At 29.1% G+C, this 18,144-nt stretch carries 20 protein-coding genes and 1 tRNA gene; 17 read left to right on the forward strand and 4 right to left on the reverse strand.

Translation table 11 applies throughout. From position 1 onward, the window contains the following. The first annotated feature begins 29 nt into the window (after positions 1-29). From ACFO3U_RS01850 to ACFO3U_RS01870, 5 genes are all read left to right on the forward strand, one after another. Positions 30-605, forward strand: a complete 576-nt coding sequence (locus ACFO3U_RS01850; RefSeq protein WP_379737886.1) for a peroxiredoxin-like family protein — start codon at positions 30-32, stop codon at positions 603-605. A gap of 101 nt (positions 606-706) precedes the next feature. Next, complete coding sequence (trxA, locus tag ACFO3U_RS01855; protein ID WP_379738153.1) at positions 707-1,030, forward strand: thioredoxin; 324 nt, start codon at positions 707-709, stop codon at positions 1,028-1,030. Between the two features lie 270 nt (positions 1,031-1,300). Then, positions 1,301-2,227, forward strand: a complete 927-nt coding sequence (locus ACFO3U_RS01860) for a DUF58 domain-containing protein (protein ID WP_379737887.1) — start codon at positions 1,301-1,303, stop codon at positions 2,225-2,227. 86 nt (positions 2,228-2,313) lie between these two features. Next, a tRNA-Asp gene (locus ACFO3U_RS01865) sits at positions 2,314-2,387 on the forward strand. A 347-nt stretch (positions 2,388-2,734) separates the two neighbouring features. Next, positions 2,735-6,034 carry a T9SS type A sorting domain-containing protein gene (locus tag ACFO3U_RS01870; protein WP_379737889.1) on the forward strand — a complete coding sequence of 1,100 codons (3,300 nt, stop codon included), beginning with the start codon at positions 2,735-2,737 and terminating at the stop codon, positions 6,032-6,034. 61 nt (positions 6,035-6,095) lie between these two features. On the opposite strand, the gene ACFO3U_RS01875 is transcribed toward ACFO3U_RS01870, so the two are convergent. Further along, on the reverse strand, positions 6,096-6,593 hold the full coding sequence (locus tag ACFO3U_RS01875) for a DUF456 domain-containing protein (RefSeq protein WP_379737891.1): 498 nt from the start codon (positions 6,591-6,593) through the stop codon (positions 6,096-6,098). Positions 6,594-6,662: 69 nt separating this feature from the next. Between ACFO3U_RS01875 and ACFO3U_RS01880 the strand changes: the two genes are divergently transcribed. The 5 genes from ACFO3U_RS01880 to ACFO3U_RS01900 all read left to right on the forward strand — a co-directional run bounded on the left by ACFO3U_RS01880 (position 6,663) and on the right by ACFO3U_RS01900 (position 9,854). Then, positions 6,663-7,142, forward strand: coding sequence for an energy transducer TonB (locus ACFO3U_RS01880; RefSeq protein ID WP_379737892.1), 480 nt, complete (start codon positions 6,663-6,665; stop codon positions 7,140-7,142). A 143-nt stretch (positions 7,143-7,285) separates the two neighbouring features. Further along, positions 7,286-7,651 carry a BlaI/MecI/CopY family transcriptional regulator gene (locus ACFO3U_RS01885; RefSeq protein ID WP_379737894.1) on the forward strand — a complete coding sequence of 122 codons (366 nt, stop codon included), beginning with the start codon at positions 7,286-7,288 and terminating at the stop codon, positions 7,649-7,651. Then, positions 7,644-8,933 (forward strand): M56 family metallopeptidase, encoded by a 1,290-nt coding sequence (locus ACFO3U_RS01890; RefSeq protein ID WP_379737896.1) that lies wholly within the window; start codon positions 7,644-7,646, stop codon positions 8,931-8,933. The genes ACFO3U_RS01885 and ACFO3U_RS01890 overlap by 8 nt, the downstream gene beginning before the upstream one ends. A gap of 94 nt (positions 8,934-9,027) precedes the next feature. Then, a complete protein-coding gene (locus ACFO3U_RS01895; protein WP_379737898.1) occupies positions 9,028-9,384 on the forward strand; it encodes a hypothetical protein in 357 nt (118 codons plus the stop codon). Continuing rightward, the gene (locus tag ACFO3U_RS01900) at positions 9,381-9,854 is read left to right on the forward strand and encodes a hypothetical protein (RefSeq protein WP_379737900.1); all 474 of its coding nucleotides are present in this window, start codon (positions 9,381-9,383) and stop codon (positions 9,852-9,854) included. The genes ACFO3U_RS01895 and ACFO3U_RS01900 overlap by 4 nt, the downstream gene beginning before the upstream one ends. Positions 9,855-10,015: 161 nt before the next feature. Here ACFO3U_RS01900 and ACFO3U_RS01905 read toward each other — a convergent pair whose 3' ends face one another. Next, positions 10,016-11,119: a glycosyltransferase family 2 protein gene (locus tag ACFO3U_RS01905; RefSeq protein ID WP_379737902.1), complete on the reverse strand. Its 1,104-nt coding sequence runs from the start codon at positions 11,117-11,119 to the stop codon at positions 10,016-10,018. Next, positions 11,116-12,039 (reverse strand): hypothetical protein, encoded by a 924-nt coding sequence (locus ACFO3U_RS01910; protein WP_379737903.1) that lies wholly within the window; start codon positions 12,037-12,039, stop codon positions 11,116-11,118. Before ACFO3U_RS01910 ends, ACFO3U_RS01905 begins: the two co-directional genes overlap by 4 nt. Positions 12,040-12,091: 52 nt before the next feature. Here ACFO3U_RS01910 and ruvC point away from each other — a divergent pair, with 52 nt between their 5' ends. From ruvC to ACFO3U_RS01945, 7 genes are all read left to right on the forward strand, one after another. Further along, entirely contained in the window at positions 12,092-12,646 is a 555-nt protein-coding gene (gene ruvC, locus ACFO3U_RS01915) for a crossover junction endodeoxyribonuclease RuvC (protein WP_379737905.1), read from the forward strand. Positions 12,647-13,000: 354 nt separating this feature from the next. Further along, a complete protein-coding gene (locus ACFO3U_RS01920; RefSeq protein WP_379737907.1) occupies positions 13,001-13,873 on the forward strand; it encodes a hypothetical protein in 873 nt (290 codons plus the stop codon). Positions 13,874-13,904: 31 nt separating this feature from the next. Beyond that, positions 13,905-15,038, forward strand: coding sequence for a radical SAM family heme chaperone HemW (gene hemW, locus ACFO3U_RS01925; protein WP_379737909.1), 1,134 nt, complete (start codon positions 13,905-13,907; stop codon positions 15,036-15,038). Between the two features lie 10 nt (positions 15,039-15,048). Next, positions 15,049-15,816: a cyclase family protein gene (locus tag ACFO3U_RS01930; protein WP_379737911.1), complete on the forward strand. Its 768-nt coding sequence runs from the start codon at positions 15,049-15,051 to the stop codon at positions 15,814-15,816. A gap of 9 nt (positions 15,817-15,825) precedes the next feature. Continuing rightward, positions 15,826-16,227, forward strand: coding sequence for a GNAT family N-acetyltransferase (locus ACFO3U_RS01935; RefSeq protein ID WP_379737913.1), 402 nt, complete (start codon positions 15,826-15,828; stop codon positions 16,225-16,227). Positions 16,228-16,230: 3 nt separating this feature from the next. Continuing rightward, positions 16,231-16,584 (forward strand): bleomycin resistance protein, encoded by a 354-nt coding sequence (locus ACFO3U_RS01940; protein WP_379737914.1) that lies wholly within the window; start codon positions 16,231-16,233, stop codon positions 16,582-16,584. Between the two features lie 12 nt (positions 16,585-16,596). After that, entirely contained in the window at positions 16,597-16,959 is a 363-nt protein-coding gene (locus ACFO3U_RS01945; protein WP_379737916.1) for an MmcQ/YjbR family DNA-binding protein, read from the forward strand. Positions 16,960-17,004: 45 nt separating this feature from the next. On the opposite strand, the gene ACFO3U_RS01950 is transcribed toward ACFO3U_RS01945, so the two are convergent. Next, positions 17,005-18,105: a DUF4407 domain-containing protein gene (locus ACFO3U_RS01950; RefSeq protein WP_379737918.1), complete on the reverse strand. Its 1,101-nt coding sequence runs from the start codon at positions 18,103-18,105 to the stop codon at positions 17,005-17,007. Positions 18,106-18,144 lie beyond the last annotated feature (39 nt).

Here is an 18,144-nt window from a genome sequence, read left to right on the forward strand (position 1 = left end):
TGCAATAATAAATTAAAAAAAGACTAGTTATGAAAAAATTAATTGCAATAATACTGTTAGCATTTGCATTCAATGTGCAAGCTCAAATAGCAGATTCACCAGAAGATGTTAGTCCATTATTAATTGGAGAAAAAATCCCCGAAATACAATTAAGAACCATTGAAAACAAAGAAGTTTCTACTAAAGAAATATTCAATAAAAAAACAGTTCTTGTAGTATATCGTGGAGGTTGGTGTCCTTATTGCAACAGACAATTAGCAGACATGCAAGATATTGAAAAAGACATTTTAGATTTAGGATATCAAATTGTTGCTGTTAGTCCAGATGCTCCAAAATTCCTTAAAGAAACAGCATCCGAAGATAAATTAAATTACAGTTTATATTCAGACAGTGAAGGAAAATTTGCTCAAGCCATTGGAGTAGCTTTTAAAAAAGATAAACCAAAATTAGACAAATATTCAGAAGGAAAAAATCCAGGTTTTCTTCCTGTTCCAACGGTTTATGTCTTAAATGAAAAACGCGAAATTGAATTCATGTACATCAATCCAAACTACACAACTCGTTTAAAAGGAGAACTTTTATTGGCAGTTTTAAAGAATTTATAAATAAAACTATAAGTAAAATTTATCTTAAAGAACAAAAGTTGGTATATTTATTTCTAACTTTGTATTTGAAATTAGAACAATAAATAACAAACATAAAAAAAATAAAAATGGCATTAGCAATAACAGATGCTACTTTTGATGAAGTAGTTTTGAAGTCAGAAAAACCAGTAGTAGTAGATTTTTGGGCAGCTTGGTGTGGACCATGTAGAATGGTTGGACCAGTTATCGATGAAGTTTCTTCAGAATATGAAGGAAAAGCCGTAGTTGGTAAAGTAGATGTTGACGCAAACCAAGAATTTGCAGCAAAATATGGTGTTCGTAACATTCCAACGGTATTAATTTTCCAAAACGGAGAAGTAGTTGGTCGTCAAGTAGGTGTTGCTCCTAAGAAAACATATACAGACGCAATCGATGCGTTACTATAATATCTTTGAAAAAGAAATCAAAGGTTCAACGAAAGTTGAGCCTTTTTTTATTCCCAATTTTGTCATTCTGACTTGTTTCAGAATCTAAAAAATTTAGTTATTTTTTTTTCAAGCGAATGGTCGTTTTGTACTTGGTTATGTAATTCCTGCTGTCCATTCTATTCCCGATGAATCGGGAGATGCCATTCCCATCAGGGCTAAAAGAGCTTCCATTTGTTAATTTATTTTCAAATTATCTTTATTTTCAAATTTTCAAATTATCTTTGATACATGAAGATAGAATTGCAATTACAAAAAATATCCAGTTTTGAACATTTAGAATTATTAGCCAATCAAATTGTTGAAGGCTTTATTTCTGGAATGCACAAATCTCCTTTTCATGGATTTTCAGCCGAATTTGCCGAACACAAAATATACAACCCTGGAGAAAGCACACGTCATATTGATTGGAAACTTTTTGCAAAAACAGATAGATTATACACAAAACGCTACGAAGAAGAAACCAATTTGCGATGTCATTTAATTTTAGACAACTCTTCTTCCATGCATTATCCAAAGTTGGCAGAAAACGAGCTTTTCTATCAAAATAAGATAGGTTTTTCAGTTTTGGCTTCGGCTGTTTTAATGAATTTACTTAAAAAGCAAAGAGATGCAGTTGGAATAAGTATTTATTCAGACAATTATGAATATTATGCATCCGAAAAAGGTAGTGATCGTCACCACAGAATGATTTTGAGTAAGCTGGAAGAAGTATTAGAGAGTAAGCCAGAACAAAAACAAACAGACACAGTTACATTTCTACACCAAATTGCCGAAAATATTCATCGTCGCTCCATGATTATTTTGTTTTCTGATATGTTTCAAAAAGAAGATGAAGAAAAGATATTTAAAGCCTTACAACATTTAAAACACAACAAGCACAAAGTGGTTTTATTTCATGTGTATGATAAAAAAACAGAAGTAGATTTTGATTATGATAATAAACCAAGGAAATTTATTGATGTTGAATCAGGTGAAGAAATCAATCTTTTTGCAGAAAATATTAAACAAGAATATGAAAAGAAGGTAGTTGAATACAATAAAACGATAGCGAATACCTGCATGCAATATCAAATTCAATATATTCCTGTTTCAATAGAAGAAAATTTTGAAAAAATTTTAACCACATATCTTGTTGAAAAACAAAAGTTTGGATAAAAACCTAAAAAATAATTAATTTTTTTTTGCAAAAACGTTTGTATAATTGAAAAAGCGTCTTATATTTGCAACCGCAATAAAGCAATGGTTTGGTAGTTCAGTTGGTTAGAATACATGCCTGTCACGCATGGGGTCGCGGGTTCGAGTCCCGTCCAGACCGCTAAAATTGGGAGAAGCGATTCAGAAATGAATCGCTTTTTTGCCCAAAATAAGCATCAAAGATTAGTTGTGTTGTTTGGTCAGCCTTTGTAACGTTGACCGTGGTTTAGTAGTTAAACCGATGAAAAGCTTTTCCTTTTATTAGGGATGGCTTTTTTGTTTTTTTGGACAGTATCAAATTTTTTTCTATTCATTTTTACGAATTCATTTTAAATGATTAAAAATTAGTATATTGCATATTGATTAGCTATTTATTTTGCAAATTCTAATTGAAAACAAATAAATTCTAATTCTTAGAATCATTATTCTAATTAATTTTATAGATTTATCATTCAAAAAACTAATCTTATGAAAAAAACTTTACTTTTAGTATTCCTTTTAAGTTTTACTGCAATTTTTGCGCAAAGTCCATTTCAACCCACACAATTTAATAATGTTTGTGATGATAATAATGATGGCTTTGCTTCTTTTTTTATGCAAGAGATTTCGTCAGAAATTATGGGAAATTCTCAAAACATTGTAGTTACTCATCACTTAACTCAAATTGATGCTGCTAACGGAACAAATCCTCTTCCTAATACTTATACAAATATTTCAAATCCTCAAACTATTTATGCTAGATACTTAAATACAGTAACTAGTGTTTATCAAGTTGTAATTTATGATTTGACGGTTAATCCTACTCCAGTTGCATCTCCACAGACAATTACTGCTTGTGATCCAAATAATACTGGATTTGCGACTTTTGATTTAACTTCAGTTTATAATTCTTATTCAAACGGTCAGACTAATATGATAGTAACTATTCATGAAACTTCTCTAGATGCAGAGTTTGGAATGAATGCTGTTCCTTCATATTATCAAAATATTGTTCCATCACCAATGACACTTTACGTTAGAGTTGAAAATGCTTTGACAGGATGTTATACAATAACTAATTTATACTTAATTATTCAAAACTGTAATAATCCAAATTGCCCTGCTCCAACAAATTTAATGGTTTCAAGTATTACAAATAATTCAGCTGTTTTAGGTTGGACAGAATCAGGTACTGCAACAGAATGGGAAATAAAAGCAAGTATGAATGGTGTAAGTGTTATTCCTCCAACAAATGTTTCTTTCAACCCATATGTTTTAACAGGACTTCAATGTGGAAGTACAATTACCTATGAGATTAGATCAATTTGTTCTGCAACAGAGCAAAGTGCTTGGAGTGCATTTACTTTTCAAACTGCTCCATGCTTACAAATAGGCCAAGTATCTTCTTTAAATGCATGTTTGGAGAACGGTTCAGCTTGTTTCGATTTAACACAAAATACAAGTCCTGCTCTAGGAAATTTAAATCCTTCAGAATATACGGTTTCTTATCACACAACTGTTTCTGGTGCAGCTTCTAATACTGATGTTATAACTAATCCTTCTAACTATTGTATAACTACAAGTAGTCAAGCAATCTATGTAAGAGTTCAAGAAAACGCAAATCCTTCAAATTATCAAACAGCTTATTTTGTAATAAATGCACAAACAACAATAATAAATACAAATTTATCTATTGCAACATTAAATAACTGCGACGATGATTTAGATGGTCAAGTTGTTTTTGATTTAACAGATGCAGTTATAAATATGAATAGCCCTTCAGTAGTTACTTATTATACTTCTCAAGCTAATGCGGTTAATAATTTAAATCCTATTGCAAACCCAACAGCATATAGTGTAGGATTGCAGCCAGTGAGTACATTTGTTTTTGCTAGGGCAACTTACACTAATTCAACTTGTGAAACAATTTTTAAAATAAATTTAAAGGCTTTTGCTGTTTGTAATAATGCTTATGTGTGTTCAGAAGCAAATTCGTTATGTAATGCTTTAGGACAGCCTTTTGTTAATACTTTTCAAGGTGTAACTGCAGAGCCTGGAAATAATTATGCCTGTTTAAACTCACAACCAAACCCTACTTGGTTTTATTTACCAGTAAGTTCTGCCGGAAATTTACAGTTTTTAATTCAACAAAGTACAGACATTAATTTTGGTGTTAGTAATTTAGATGTGGATTATATTTGTTACGGACCATTTGCTTCATTAGGTAATGCTTGTAATATGCCAATGAATAATGTAGTAGGATGTAGTTATTCTGCAAGTGCTACAGAAACATTAAGTATTACAAATGCTCTTCCTGGTCAATATTACCTAATAATGGTAACAAATTTTAGTAACCAACCAGGTTATATTAAAATTTCTCAAACACAAGGAAATACTGCTAATATTGATTGTTCTGGTTTAAATCTTAATGCATTCTTAGATGTTAACGGAAATGGAGCACAAGATACAGGAGAAATTAATTTTCCTCTTGGAACATTCAGTTATCAATTAAACAATAGTGGAAATAATATCAATGTGACTTCACCTTATGGAGAATATACTATATATGAAAACAATCCAACAAATAGTTATGATGTTTCATATAGTATTTTGCCAGAATATGCTTCGTATTATAGCGTTACTACTCCAAGTTATCAAGATTTGATGATAATTGCTGGTGGAGGATTACAAACTTATAATTTTCCGGTAACGATTACACAACCTTATTTAGATGTTGCTACGTACATAGTTCCATTACAACAACCAAGACCAGGATTTACATACAAAGAAAAAATAGTTTATGCTAACCTAGGTAGTCAAGCAATTCCAACTGGAACACTTACTTTTGCTAAAGACCCTAACGTAGTAATTACAAATATTACACAAACAGGTACAGTTGCTAATGCTGCTGGTTTTACTTATGATTATTCTAATTTATTGCCATTTGAAATCCGTTCAATGGATGTGACAATGCAAGTGCCAACAATTCCATCAGTGCAATTGGGTCAATTATTAACCAATTCAGTAAATATTACACCATTAACGGGTGATGTAGTTCCTTTGAATAATTCAAATTCAAGTTCACAAATTATAATTGGTTCTTATGATCCAAATGATAAAATGGAATCAAGAGGAACACAAATTTTACACAGTTCATTTACTTCTGAAGATTATTTAATTTACACCATTAGATTTGAAAATACAGGAACAGCAAGTGCAGTAAATGTGAGAGTAGAAGATATACTTGATGCAAAATTAGATGAAAATTCAATCCGAATGTTAGACGCAAGTCATGAATATACATTAGAAAGAATGGGAACAAGTTTGAAATGGTATTTTGATAACATTCAGTTACCAGTTTCAGTTGCTAATACTACTACAGGAAAAGGTTATATTACTTTTAAAGTAAAACCAAAACCAGGTTATGCAATTGGAGATATTATTCCGAATACAGCAAATATTTATTTTGATTACAATCCAGCAATCGTTACTAACACATTTGCAACTGAATTTGTTGCAGCTTTAGCGGTTGATACATTTAATGAAAGTAATATTACGATGTATCCAAATCCAGCCAAAAATCAAGTAACTATTTCATTGGATAATACAAATGAAGTTATTGCCAATGTGAATGTAATTGATATGTTAGGAAAACAAGTAATTCGTTTAAATAAAGTTAATGAAATAACAAAATCAATTGATTTGTCAGCCTTAAATTCAGGTATTTATTTTATTGAAATAGAAACACAAAATAAATTAGTTGTCAAACGAAAACTAATAATAAATTAGAAAATTAGATTAAGTTAAGTTTGAAAAGCCATCTGAAATGAAAGTTTCAGGTGGTTTTTTGTTAAAACCAAATATCTAAATTGCTAAAGAAAACCACAAGGTAAATTCCAAGTAAAACTAAACAGAATAGTATTTTCATAAAAGTAGAAGCTAATAAGCCAAGAAAAGAACCAACTGCAGCATTAAAAGCACCTTTTGGATTTTTTGAATTATATATTAGTTCACCCACAAAAGCACCAATAAACGGTCCGATAATAAAACCTAATGGTGGAAAAAACAAACCAATAATTAACCCAATATTAGTTCCCCAAATTCCATATTTTGTTCCTCCAAAATGTTTAGTTCCTTTTGATGGTAAAACATAATCTAACACTGCAATAACTATGGTTAGAACCAAAGTGATTCCCAAAACCCAATAATTAATTGTAATAGCTGGAATTAAATAAATTAATAAAAGACCAACCCAGCTAATTGGTGGTCCTGGTAAAGCTGGTAAAATGCTACCCACTATTCCTAAAAGAATTAAAAGTAGTCCAAAAATTAGTAAGGCATATTCCATATTGAAATGATTTATTTAATTACAAAAAAAGTATATATTTGTTTTATTAGCTAATCTAAAATATAATTTATGAAAAATTGGATTGTTTTTGCAATTAAATTAAGCTTGATGCTTTTTATATTTTGTTCATCAATTGGATTTGCTCAAGAAGTTGTTCCAGCTATTCAAGCGGAAGAAACCAATGAGGTTCAGGAAATTCCTTTTGCAGTTATAGAAAAAATTCCACAATTTCAATCCTGTGAAAGTACTGAATTAGAAAATGGTATGGAATGTTTCAAACAAGAAATCAACGCTCATATAATTAAAAATCTTGTATATCCAACATTAGCTAGAGAACATAATATACAAGGAAGAGTAACAGTAATGTTCATAATAGACAAAGAAGGTAATGTTACGAATGTAAGAGCAAGAGGACCAAGGGAAGGAACTTTATTAGAAGAAGAGGCAATTAGAATAGTAAAGTTATTACCTCAGTTTAAACCTGGTACACAACGAGGAAAAACTGTAAACGTTTCTTTTGCTTTGCCAATAATATTTAAACTAAATTAATTTTTTAAGGAAAAAAAATAATTAAATAATAACACCATTTTTTAATTTGGTGTTTTTTTATAAACTTTTAAACTAAAAAATTAGTTTAAACTAAATATTTAGTTTATATTTGAATTATCAAACTAAAAACATAGTTCAAAACAATGAAGCAACTTACCAAAGCAGAAGAAGAAATAATGCAAGTTTTGTGGGATTTGAAAGAATCAAATGTAAAGGATATTATAGAACAACTTCCAGAACCAAAACCTGCTTACAACACTGTTTCTACTATTATAAGAATCCTTGAAACCAAAGGTTTTGTGAATCACTTACAAGAAGGGAAAGGATATATTTATTTTCCAATTTTAAAGAAAAATGAATATAGTAATTCTTCAATTAACAAGTTGGTTGAAAATTATTTTCAAGGTTCATTTAAAGATATGGTTTCATTCTTCGTTAAGAAAAATGACGTGGATTTAGCCGATATCGAACAAATTATTAAAGAAATTAAACATAAAGAAGATGAATGATTTTTTAATTTATAGTTTGCAAACTGTCATTTTGCAGTTGCTTTTTTTACTAGTTTTTGAATTGTTTTTCAAGAAAGAAACTTTTTTTAAAGCCAATCGTTTTTATCTTTTAGGAAGTACAGTTTTATCATTAATAATTCCTTTATTGAAAATACCAATTCATGGAAAAGCTCAACAGCAATATGTTTTTCAATTAAAAGAAGTTGTATTGTCAAATGCAGGTTTTGTTGAAAATCAAACAGAGAATATTTCTTTTCAAACTAGTTTAAATATTGTTTACGGAATTGGATTTTTAGTATTTCTATCTTTTTTCATCTTTAAATTATTTAAGATTTTCAAATTAAAACAACAAACAACCCTTGAAATAATTAACGATACAAAAATATATAGAATTGAAAATTCAAAACAAGCATTTTCTTTTTTGAATTATATTTTTATTGGAAAAGAAAATCAAAATTTAGATACCATTATTAAGCATGAAAAAGTACATCAAAACCAATTACATTCTTTAGATTTATTATTTCTAGAGTTTTTAAAAATTGTTTTTTGGTTCAATCCTTTAATTTTTTTTTTCCAAAAAAGAATAGTTGAAATCCACGAATTTGAAGCAGATTCAGATAGTATTTCCGAAAATAAAAGTAGTTATTACGAAAACTTAATATGTCAAATTTTTGAAGTGAATTCCATTACATTAACCAATAATTTTTACAATCAATCATTAATCAAAAAACGTTTAGTTATGTTACAAAAATCAAAATCCAAAAAAGCCGGAATGATGAAGTACTTAGTAGTTGTTCCCATGACAGTGGTGTCATTAATGTTGTTTTCTACAACTGTTGTAGCCCAAGAAAAATCTAATAAAAATGCAGAAAAGTCAAAAGAAGTTCCTTTTGCAACAATCGAACAAATTCCACAATTTGAAAGTTGTTCTACAAGTGAAGGTGAAGAAGCAAAACAGTGTTTTATGAAGGCTATGAATGAACATATTGGAAAAAACTTCAATTATCCAAAAGAAGCTCTTGATAAAAATATGGAAGGAAGAACAATAGTTCTTTTTAATATTGATAAAGACGGAAATGTTGTGGATGTTAGAACAAAAGGAAAAGAAGGTTCAGAAATTATTCAAGCTGAAGCCAAAAGAATAATAGAATTACTCCCAAAATTCAAACCTGGAATTTATGAAGGTAAGCCGGTAAAAGTTTCTTATGCTCAGCCAATAATGTTCAGAATTGCTCCACCACCTCCACCAGCACCTCCAGTACCAACAATAGAAAAACAATAAAAAACACAAAACCGTTAAGCAATTAGCGGTTTTTTTTGTGCTTCCTAATTTCATTAAAAATAAAAAACCTTATTTTTGGTAATTAATTTCATTTATGAAAAAGAATATAGTTTACATTTTTTTGTTTTTTTCAATGGTGATTGTGGCTCAAAATAAATCAGATTCGCAAATTTTGAAAGATTCATTATACCAAAAATATAGACCAGAAGTCATCAATTATTCTTTAAAACAGTTTGATGAATTATTTATGGAATTTCATCAAAAAGCTGGTGCAAATAATAATGAGATTTTATCTGAAGAACAATTCTATACTTATACCGTAAAAATTGCTATATTTTCAGAACGTTTTGCTAAATTGTACCCAAAAGAAAAAGAGGAAGCCATGAAGAACCAAAAAGAATGGTTAAGTAAAACGTATGAAGATTATTTAAAAAAGAAACAAAAAAATTGAAAAAACTTAGTCTTCTTTTATTATTTCTTATAGTTTCTTGTCAGCTTTTTGATAAAAAAGTACCTGATGAAAATGAACTATTGCAACAAGAACTTCAAAAAATAAATTGGAGTGAAGTGGACGAATATCCTTCCGTTTATGCTTGTGATACCATGCAAAATAAAGAAGCACAAAAGCAATGTTTTTTTGACTATCTATCCCAAGAAATACAGCAAAAAATCAGTGTTGATTCCATTCAAATGTTATATCCAAACATAGATACTATTCAAGTGAAAGTGACTGTTTTTCCAGATAAATCAACAATTTTTGAAACCCAAGAATCAAAAGATAGTTTAGACTACAACTTAAAAGAAATTGATAGTATTATCCAAAGTAGTTTGTCTAATTTTCCACCTATTGAACCAGCAAGTAAAAGAGGTGTGAAAGTAAAAACTCAATTTATTTTACCAGTAATTATAAAGAAAAAGTAGTTTTTTTTGGAGCTATTTCCTGCTATCCACTATATCTTTTTGTTTTTAAAGAAAAAACAAAAAGGATGCCGTTTCTATCAGGGCTATGAAATCCGTTTTCATAATAAACTTTTTCATGAAAGAATGTTTTTAACTACCAACTAGTTCCTAAATACGGAGCACTATTTTCTAAAAACTCTTCCTTTCCAAGAATATTTTCCAAACAGCGAATACAAAGCCACAGCACTTGTAAAAAAAGGATAAATAAAACTAGAAATTAAAACATACCGAACAGGTTGATTAAAGAAACTAGCTGATTTTTGAATCATTATAAAATCCACCAAAAATTTAATGCCAAAATAAATAAGTAAATTTTCATAACTCAGCAATCCAACAACCAACAACCAACAACCAACAACCAAGAAAAAATTCGTTAGGAAAACTACAATAGCTAAACTCTTAGAAAACCAATCCACATAAGCACTCGATTTACTTGCCCAACGAACTCGTTGAAAAAACAACTCTTTCCAACTCGAAACGCTTTTTGTAACAACTATACTTTCTTTATCAGTACAAAATCCAACGGATTTAGCATCAAATTTCAATGCTTTTTGTAATAGAAAAACATCATCACCACTTGCAATTTCTGAGTTTCCTTCAAAACCATTCAGTTTGTTAAAAAACGCTTTTTCATAAGCAAAATTAGCACCATTGCAAATAAACGGTTTGCGAATACCAAAACTTCCAATAGTAACACCTTGCAAGCTCAAAAAATCTAAATTTTGGAAATCATGTAAAAATCCTTTTTTTGGTAAATAACAAACTCCAGCAGCAACCATTTTTGTGTTTTCTTTCTGAATAAAATTATCAAAAGATTTTAACCAATTTTTTTGAACCAAACAATCAGCATCAGTTGTTATAATCCAATCGTTTTTAGCCATTGCAATCGCAGTATTGATAGCATCTTTTTTTGGAGAATTAGTTTTTCGAATATTTTTTATAATCTGAATTCTAAATTCTAAATTTTGAATTCTAAATTCCTCAAAAGAGTCATCATCAACCAAAATCACTTCAAACAATTCTTTCGGATAATTTAATAAAGAAATAGATTTCAAAAGTTGAGGTAAATTTTCAGTTTCATTCCTAAAAGGAACTATAATAGAAAATGTCGTTTTAGGATTTTTTGACTCTGATATCTTTGATTTTATTTTGCCAAAACCTAAAATAAATGCACTAATAAAAATTACATAAATCAACAGAGTTAAATAAAATACTACTAAAATCATTTACGCAAAGGTTTATAGTTCAACACAAAAACACTTCCAACAAGCAAAGGCAAAACCAAATTAAAAATCCACATTATCGAGATTATAGCAGCAATTTTCCAATCTTCAACACCCAATTGGCTAAATAAAAATAATGCTACACTTCCTTTAACAGCAACATCCAAAAAATGAATAGTCGGAATTATAGATGCTAAAAAATACATGGTAAAAATAGTTCCAAGAGCAATATCAAGGTCAAGATCAATTTCAAAAATTAATAACAATAATAAGAATTGGAAAGAGAAAACCAAATATCGGAAAGTCGAAAATAAAAGATTTTTAAGATGAAATTTATTTGAAAATGAACCAATTTTTTGAATTAATTTTTTTATCGAAAAACCATATATTTCTATATTTCTAAATAAATAAATTGCTAAAATTCCAACAATTATAGAACCAAAAATCATCCAAACTGAAACAAACTGAAACAAATTGAAACCAATTAAACTAAAACCAACAACTCCAAAAACAGTAGTTATAACCATTTGACTACTATTTCCAATAAAATTCAAAAGCACAACTTGTTTGGTATTTTCTTTTGGGAAGTATAAAGCTTTGGCACCATATTCTCCAATTCGATTAGGAGTAAAAATAGAAGCAGTCAAAGAACCTAAACTTTGTTCCATCGCTTTAAAAAAAGAAGTTTCATTGAATGACGAAACCAAATGTCTCCATTTAAAAATTTCTAAAATCCAGTTGGCACAAGAAAAAAGTGTCAGAATTAAAATTGTTTTTAAATTCAAATAACCTTTTATCTGATTAAAATCAATCTTTTTGTCACCACTAAAATGCCAATAGATATAATAAATTGCTCCACTTACAATCAAAAGTTTGACAGTAACCAAAAAGAATTGTTTAGCTTTGTGAGAAATAGCAATCATTATTACAAAGAAACAAACTTTAAGCTTTAAACTTTAAACTTTCAACTAAAAATTGTCAAACGAAAGAATCATATTAGGAATTGACCCAGGAACAACCATCATGGGTTTTGGATTGATTAAAGTAGTCAACAAAAAAATGGAGTTTTTGCAACTCAATGAACTGCAATTATCCAAATACGACAACCATTATCAAAAACTAAAAATCATTTTTGAACGAACCATTGAGCTAATAGAAACCTTTCATCCAGACGAAATTGCTATTGAAGCACCTTTCTTTGGTAAAAACGTACAATCTATGTTGAAGTTGGGAAGAGCACAAGGAGTGGCTATGGCAGCTGGACTTTCAAGAGACATTCCTATTACAGAATACGAACCCAAAAAAATAAAAATGGCAATCACCGGAAACGGAAATGCCAGCAAAGAACAAGTAGCTAAAATGCTCCAACAACTTTTAGGATTAAAAACCTTACCCAAAAACCTAGATTCTACGGATGGATTAGCAGCAGCTGTTTGCCACTTTTTCAATTCAGGAAAAACGGTTGGTGAAAAAAGTTATTCTGGTTGGGACGCTTTTGTGAAACAGAATGAAGATAGAGTTAAAAAATAAAAAATAAATGAAACACCTCTTTTAATTAAAACAATTTATTCTTCTTGTTTATATTTAAAAGGACTATTTGCAATATTATAGTTTTCTTGATTTGCTTAGCTCTACTACAGTTTTAAATTCAAAAGTTTCAATAAAAGATTAATATTTGTTATTATAATTATTTTTTTAAATCTACACCTTTATTTTTTGTTGATATTGCAAATGTTGGAAGAGTTTTAGTTGGATTTTCATTTAAATTATTTTTAGTAGAACATTAAAGACCCATAATGATAGCTAATTGAAATTGATGTTTTTTTTAAAATATTTATATCATATGATATTTAAAAATAATATATATTTGAAAAAAATTTATATATGAAACATTTAAAATTAATTCTTTTCGTCGCATTAACAATTTCAATTTTCTCTTGTTCGTCTGATGATGGCAACAATTCGCAATCAGTAACTGAGTATTTTAATTATACAGACGATAGCCAAGTATTAACAGTAACTTCTTGGCAAGCATATAGAAGTGAAAACAGTTTAGCTGTAACTGCTGCAACTTCTCAAGGTAAAAGCTTACAATTTGAGTTTAATGCACAAGGAAATTTAGGAAGTGCTAGTACATATTCTTCTGATTTTTCTGTACCATCAAGATATTCTCAAGCTTATTACTCTGAAGAATCATTTAATTTTGAAATGGTCAATTTTGATGAAACAAACAAAACTGTTGAAGTAAATTTTTCAGGGAAAGTTTATGAAGACGAACATGATTTAACTTCTGCATTTGTAAACATTTCTGGAAGTTTTCTTGTAAAATATTCAGTAGTTACTCCAGCTGTTTCAGGATTATGGTTAAATGCAAAAATAAACAATGAAGATTGGTACAGTTCAAGTGAAGATCAAGAAGGAGGTTTTTTTCCAGGTTCTGATATTAGATTAAACTTCTATAATTCAGATAAAAATAATATCGCTATAATTATTAATCAAAGTACTACATCTGAAGGTACATATTCTTTTACCTCTAGTTCAACTAACAATAAAGCTATTTTATCAGTTTATAATACTGCAACTGATTATCATGATGATTATAATTGTTCAGGGACTTTGACAATTACTGAAAAAACAATTGGATCTCAAATTACAGTCTTAGCTGGAACTTTCAGTTTTACTGCAACAAACCCCGTAAATAGTAATCAGACCCAAGTAACAAACGGAACATTTAAAACAGTATATTCAAGTTACTAATTTAATAAAGCAAGTTTAACTTGCTTTTTTTATGTCAGGAATTTACATCCACATACCATTTTGCAAACAAGCATGTCATTATTGCGACTTTCATTTTTCTACTTCATTGAAAAAGAAAGACGAAATGATTTTTGCATTAGCTAAGGAAATTGCTATGCGTAAAAATGAAGCTGAGAATGAAACTATCGAAACCATTTATTTTGGTGGAGGAACTCCAAGTATTTTATCAATTGAAAATATTAGGTTGTTGATTGATGAAGTTTATAAAAATTATAAAGTTTTAGAGAATCCTGAAATCACTGTTGAAGCCAATCCAGATGATTTGACTGAAGAAAGATTAATAGAATTATCTAAAAATCAAGTCAATCGTTTGTCAATCGGAATTCAATCTTTTTTTGAAGATAATTTAAAAATGATGAATCGTGCTCATAATGCAGATGAAGCTTCAAAATGTTTGGAAATTGCAACTAAATATTTTGATAATATTTCCTTGGATTTAATTTATGGAATTCCTGGCATGAGTAACGAAAAATGGAAACAAAACATTGAAAAAGCTCTTTCATTTAATATTCCACACATTTCAAGTTATGCTTTAACAGTTGAACCCAAAACTGCTTTAGATACTTTCATCAAAAAAGGAATTGTAAAAGAACCAGATGACGAAGTTGCTCAAGAACATTTTCATATTTTGGTAGAAACTCTTGAGAAAAACGGATTCATTCATTATGAACTTTCTAATTTTGGAAAAGAAAACTATTTTTCAAAAAACAATTCGAGTTATTGGTTAGGTAAAAAATACATCGGAATTGGACCATCATCTCACAGTTATGATGGAACATCAAGAAGCTGGAATATTGCAAATAATGCATTGTATATCAAATCTATTCAAGAAAATAAATTACCATTAACATCAGAAAAACTTACCAAAGAAGACAGTTACAATGAATACATTATGACAGGTTTACGAACCATTTGGGGTGTTTCTTTAGAAAGAATTGAATCAGAATTCGGACAAGAATCTTTGAATTATTTAAACAAACAAAGCCAAAGATTTATCAATGATAATTTATTAGAAATTGAAAATAATATTCTAAAAACCACCAAAAAAGGAAAGTTTCTATGTGATGGAATTGCAAGTGATTTGTTTTTAGTAAATTTGGATTAAAATTATTCTTTTGAAAACTATTATTTCACATCAAAATAAAACCTTTGAAATCGATCTATCAAAACCCATTGATATATCCATTCCATTAAGCAATGACAAAAAAAATCCCATAGCTTGGTACCAAGGAATTCCAGAAATAGAACCCGTAAAAATGGACGATTGGATTGGAAAAGTTTCAGAAGGAAATTCATCAACCAATTTCAATAATATTTTCTTCAATCCACACGCACATGGAACACATACGGAATGTTTAGGACATATTACAAGAGATTTTTACAGCATCAATCAATGTTTGAAACAGTTTTTCTTTTTAGCTGAAGTGATTTCAGTTCAACCAGAAAAAGTGGGAGAAGATTTAATTATTTCGAAGAAACAAATAGAAAAAGCTTTAAAAGGAAATTCACCTGAAGCTATAATAATAAGAACACTTCCAAATTTTGAAACTAAAAAGCATTTAAAATATTCAAATACAAATCCACCTTATTTGGCCGAAGAAGCTGCTATTTTTATTAGAGAAAAAGGAATTCAGCATTTATTAATTGATTTGCCAAGTGTTGATAAAGAACACGATGAAGGGAAATTATTGGCACACAAAGCTTTTTGGAATGTAAAAGATGTCAATAATTTGAACGATGATGCAAGAATGAACTGTACCATAACAGAATTAATTTACGTTGATGATAAAGTTGAAGACGGAAAGTATTTATTAAATTTACAATTCGCTTCTTTTGAGAATGATGCAAGTCCGAGTAAGCCTATTTTGTATAAAATTATGTAAGTATTCTATATGATAACCATTTTAACAGATAAAGATAAACTTGATGTTTCTTTTATTCATAATTTTTTAAAAGAAACTTACTGGGCAAAAGGAAGAACTATTGAAGATGTACAAACTACAATTGATAGTTCTTTTTGTTTTGGAGTTTATTGGAATGATGAACAAATTGGTTTTGCAAGATTAGTAACCGATTATGTAGTTTTTGCTTATTTGATGGATGTTTTTATTGTAGACGAACACAGAGGAAAAGGATATTCTAATCTTTTGATGAAAGCTATAATGAATGAACCAAAATTAAATCAAGTAAAAATATGGAGATTAGCTACTTCAGATGCTCACTTTTTGTATGAAAAATTTGGATTCAAAGCTTTGGCTAATCCTGAAAAATTGATGGAAAGGATAATTAAATAGGCTATGATAACAACAGTAATTCCAAAACTACCGTTTATTGACAAGCAGAAAACATTGAATTTTTATATAAATCAATTAGGTTTTTCATTTCTTTCAGATTATGGAGATTATTTGCTATTAAGCTGTGATAATGTGGAAATACATTTCTTCTCTTATCCAACATTCCTCCCAGAAAAATCCGATTTTATGATTTATTTGCGAATTAATTCAGAAATTGAAAAATACTATCAAAAATTACAAGATTTAGAAGTAAAAATTCATCCCAATGGAGCATTAGAAACAAAACCTTGGAATCAAAAAGAATTTGCTATAATAGACCCAAATGGAACACTTCTAACTTTTGGACAAACAATCTAATTCAAAATCAACATGAACATTCAACAACTATACGAATTTTGTTTATCCAAAAAAGGAGTAACCGAACATTTTCCGTTTGATGAAGATACTTTAGTCTTTAAAGTTGGTGGAAAAATGTTTGCTTTAACTTCATTATCCAATTGGGAAAAAGGAATTCCAGCGATAAATTTAAAATGTGATCCAGAAAAAGCATTAGAGTTAAGAGCACAATATGAAGCTATAAAACCAGGTTGGCATATGAGTAAAATTCACTGGAACACAGTTGATTTTAATAATGATGTTTCTGATAAAATGATTTTAGAGTTAATCAACCACTCTTATGAATTGGTTTTTAAAAGTTTGACCAAAAAACTACAAGCTGAAATTGAAAAATAAACCCTATAATTATAAGTTATTAGAGTTCTTTTTTGTTGATTAAAATTACATACTTTTTTTCTGCTTTTCTACAAATCCATCCGCTTGAAGCTTTAACAATTCCATAGCACCTTTTTTCTTGTAGTCATAAAGTTCTTTGTCGTCTTTAATATCTTCATACACTTTATCATAAATTTCAGCATCGGTTTTGCGTTGTAATTCACTTTGATATTTATTTTGGGCAATGACATTTATAATGCCCATTTCTTTATCTTCTTGTTTGAAATCATATTCTCCTCTTGGTGATAATAATTTGGCAATAATTGGAGAGGTTTCAATGGCTAAAAACAATAACATAATGAAAAATGAAGGTAGCCAAGGCAATTTGTCTAAAGCATTAATTCGTGCCATTAAACCGTCGAATCCATCGATTATAGGTTGCGTTTCAGAAACTTTTTTATCTAAATCAGCTTGTAATGTTTTTGCTTTAGCTTCTAAATCGGCTATTTTAGCTTGATTAGTAGTTTTTAAAGTAGTTAAATCTTGCAAACTAGCATCATGTTTTTCTCTTTTCTCTTTGTAAACAGGACCTTTTCCTAATTTTTTTGTTCCAGCTGTTCCTTCAGCTTCTGTAATGTAAACAGCATATAAATCGTTAACTTCTTTTTCTTTTTTAGTAATGTCTGATTTTAAACTGTCAATTTGAGCTTTATTTTTGTCCAAATCACTTTGAAAATAATTAGCAACTTCTTTTTTGTTATTCAAAGCCATTGCATTTTTTTCTTTCAAGAGAACTGTATTGATTTCCTTTTCAAAGATTTTGATTTCTAAAGGTTTTGAAATTACGATTGCAATAATGATGGCTAAAGCAATTCTTGGAGTTGCTTGAATAAATTCATCCATAAAATTATCACTTTTTTTGATAGTTGAAACTATGAATCTGTCCAAATTAAAAATAAGTGAACCCCAAATTAAGCCAAAGAAAATAGCCACATAGTAGTCGTCAAAAACAGTGTAAAGTGCATAAGAACCTGCCAAGAAAGCCATAACTGCTGTAAAAAAAACTGTGGCTCCAATTCCGGCATATTTGTTTTGTTCTCCATCAGAACAATTTTGAACAATGTCTTTATCGACACCAGAGCAAAGAATAAAAAAACGTTTTAACATGATAATTGATTTTGATTTGATTGATGATTATAAGTACAA

The sequence above is a fragment of the Flavobacterium ponti genome, from assembly GCF_042652765.1.
GTDB lineage: Bacteria > Bacteroidota > Bacteroidia > Flavobacteriales > Flavobacteriaceae > Flavobacterium > Flavobacterium ponti.

Excerpts from the sequence above, each read along its gene's own strand:
- ACFO3U_RS01870 (WP_379737889.1), top strand. The coding sequence starts at position 2,735 with ATGAAAAAAACTTTACTTTTAGTATTCCTTTTAAGTTTTACTGCAATT.
- ACFO3U_RS01935 (WP_379737913.1), top strand. The coding sequence starts at position 15,826 with ATGATAACCATTTTAACAGATAAAGATAAACTTGATGTTTCTTTTATT.
- ACFO3U_RS01860 (WP_379737887.1), top strand. The coding sequence starts at position 1,301 with ATGAAGATAGAATTGCAATTACAAAAAATATCCAGTTTTGAACATTTA.
- ACFO3U_RS01885 (WP_379737894.1), top strand. The coding sequence starts at position 7,286 with ATGAAGCAACTTACCAAAGCAGAAGAAGAAATAATGCAAGTTTTGTGG.
- ACFO3U_RS01940 (WP_379737914.1), top strand. The coding sequence starts at position 16,231 with ATGATAACAACAGTAATTCCAAAACTACCGTTTATTGACAAGCAGAAA.
- ACFO3U_RS01950 (WP_379737918.1), bottom strand. The coding sequence starts at position 18,105 with ATGTTAAAACGTTTTTTTATTCTTTGCTCTGGTGTCGATAAAGACATT.
- ACFO3U_RS01880 (WP_379737892.1), top strand. The coding sequence starts at position 6,663 with ATGAAAAATTGGATTGTTTTTGCAATTAAATTAAGCTTGATGCTTTTT.
- ACFO3U_RS01890 (WP_379737896.1), top strand. The coding sequence starts at position 7,644 with ATGAATGATTTTTTAATTTATAGTTTGCAAACTGTCATTTTGCAGTTG.
- ACFO3U_RS01895 (WP_379737898.1), top strand. The coding sequence starts at position 9,028 with ATGAAAAAGAATATAGTTTACATTTTTTTGTTTTTTTCAATGGTGATT.
- hemW (WP_379737909.1), top strand. The coding sequence starts at position 13,905 with ATGTCAGGAATTTACATCCACATACCATTTTGCAAACAAGCATGTCAT.
- ACFO3U_RS01905 (WP_379737902.1), bottom strand. The coding sequence starts at position 11,119 with ATGATTTTAGTAGTATTTTATTTAACTCTGTTGATTTATGTAATTTTT.
- ACFO3U_RS01945 (WP_379737916.1), top strand. The coding sequence starts at position 16,597 with ATGAACATTCAACAACTATACGAATTTTGTTTATCCAAAAAAGGAGTA.
- ACFO3U_RS01875 (WP_379737891.1), bottom strand. The coding sequence starts at position 6,593 with ATGGAATATGCCTTACTAATTTTTGGACTACTTTTAATTCTTTTAGGA.
- ACFO3U_RS01910 (WP_379737903.1), bottom strand. The coding sequence starts at position 12,039 with ATGATTGCTATTTCTCACAAAGCTAAACAATTCTTTTTGGTTACTGTC.
- ACFO3U_RS01850 (WP_379737886.1), top strand. The coding sequence starts at position 30 with ATGAAAAAATTAATTGCAATAATACTGTTAGCATTTGCATTCAATGTG.
- ACFO3U_RS01920 (WP_379737907.1), top strand. The coding sequence starts at position 13,001 with ATGAAACATTTAAAATTAATTCTTTTCGTCGCATTAACAATTTCAATT.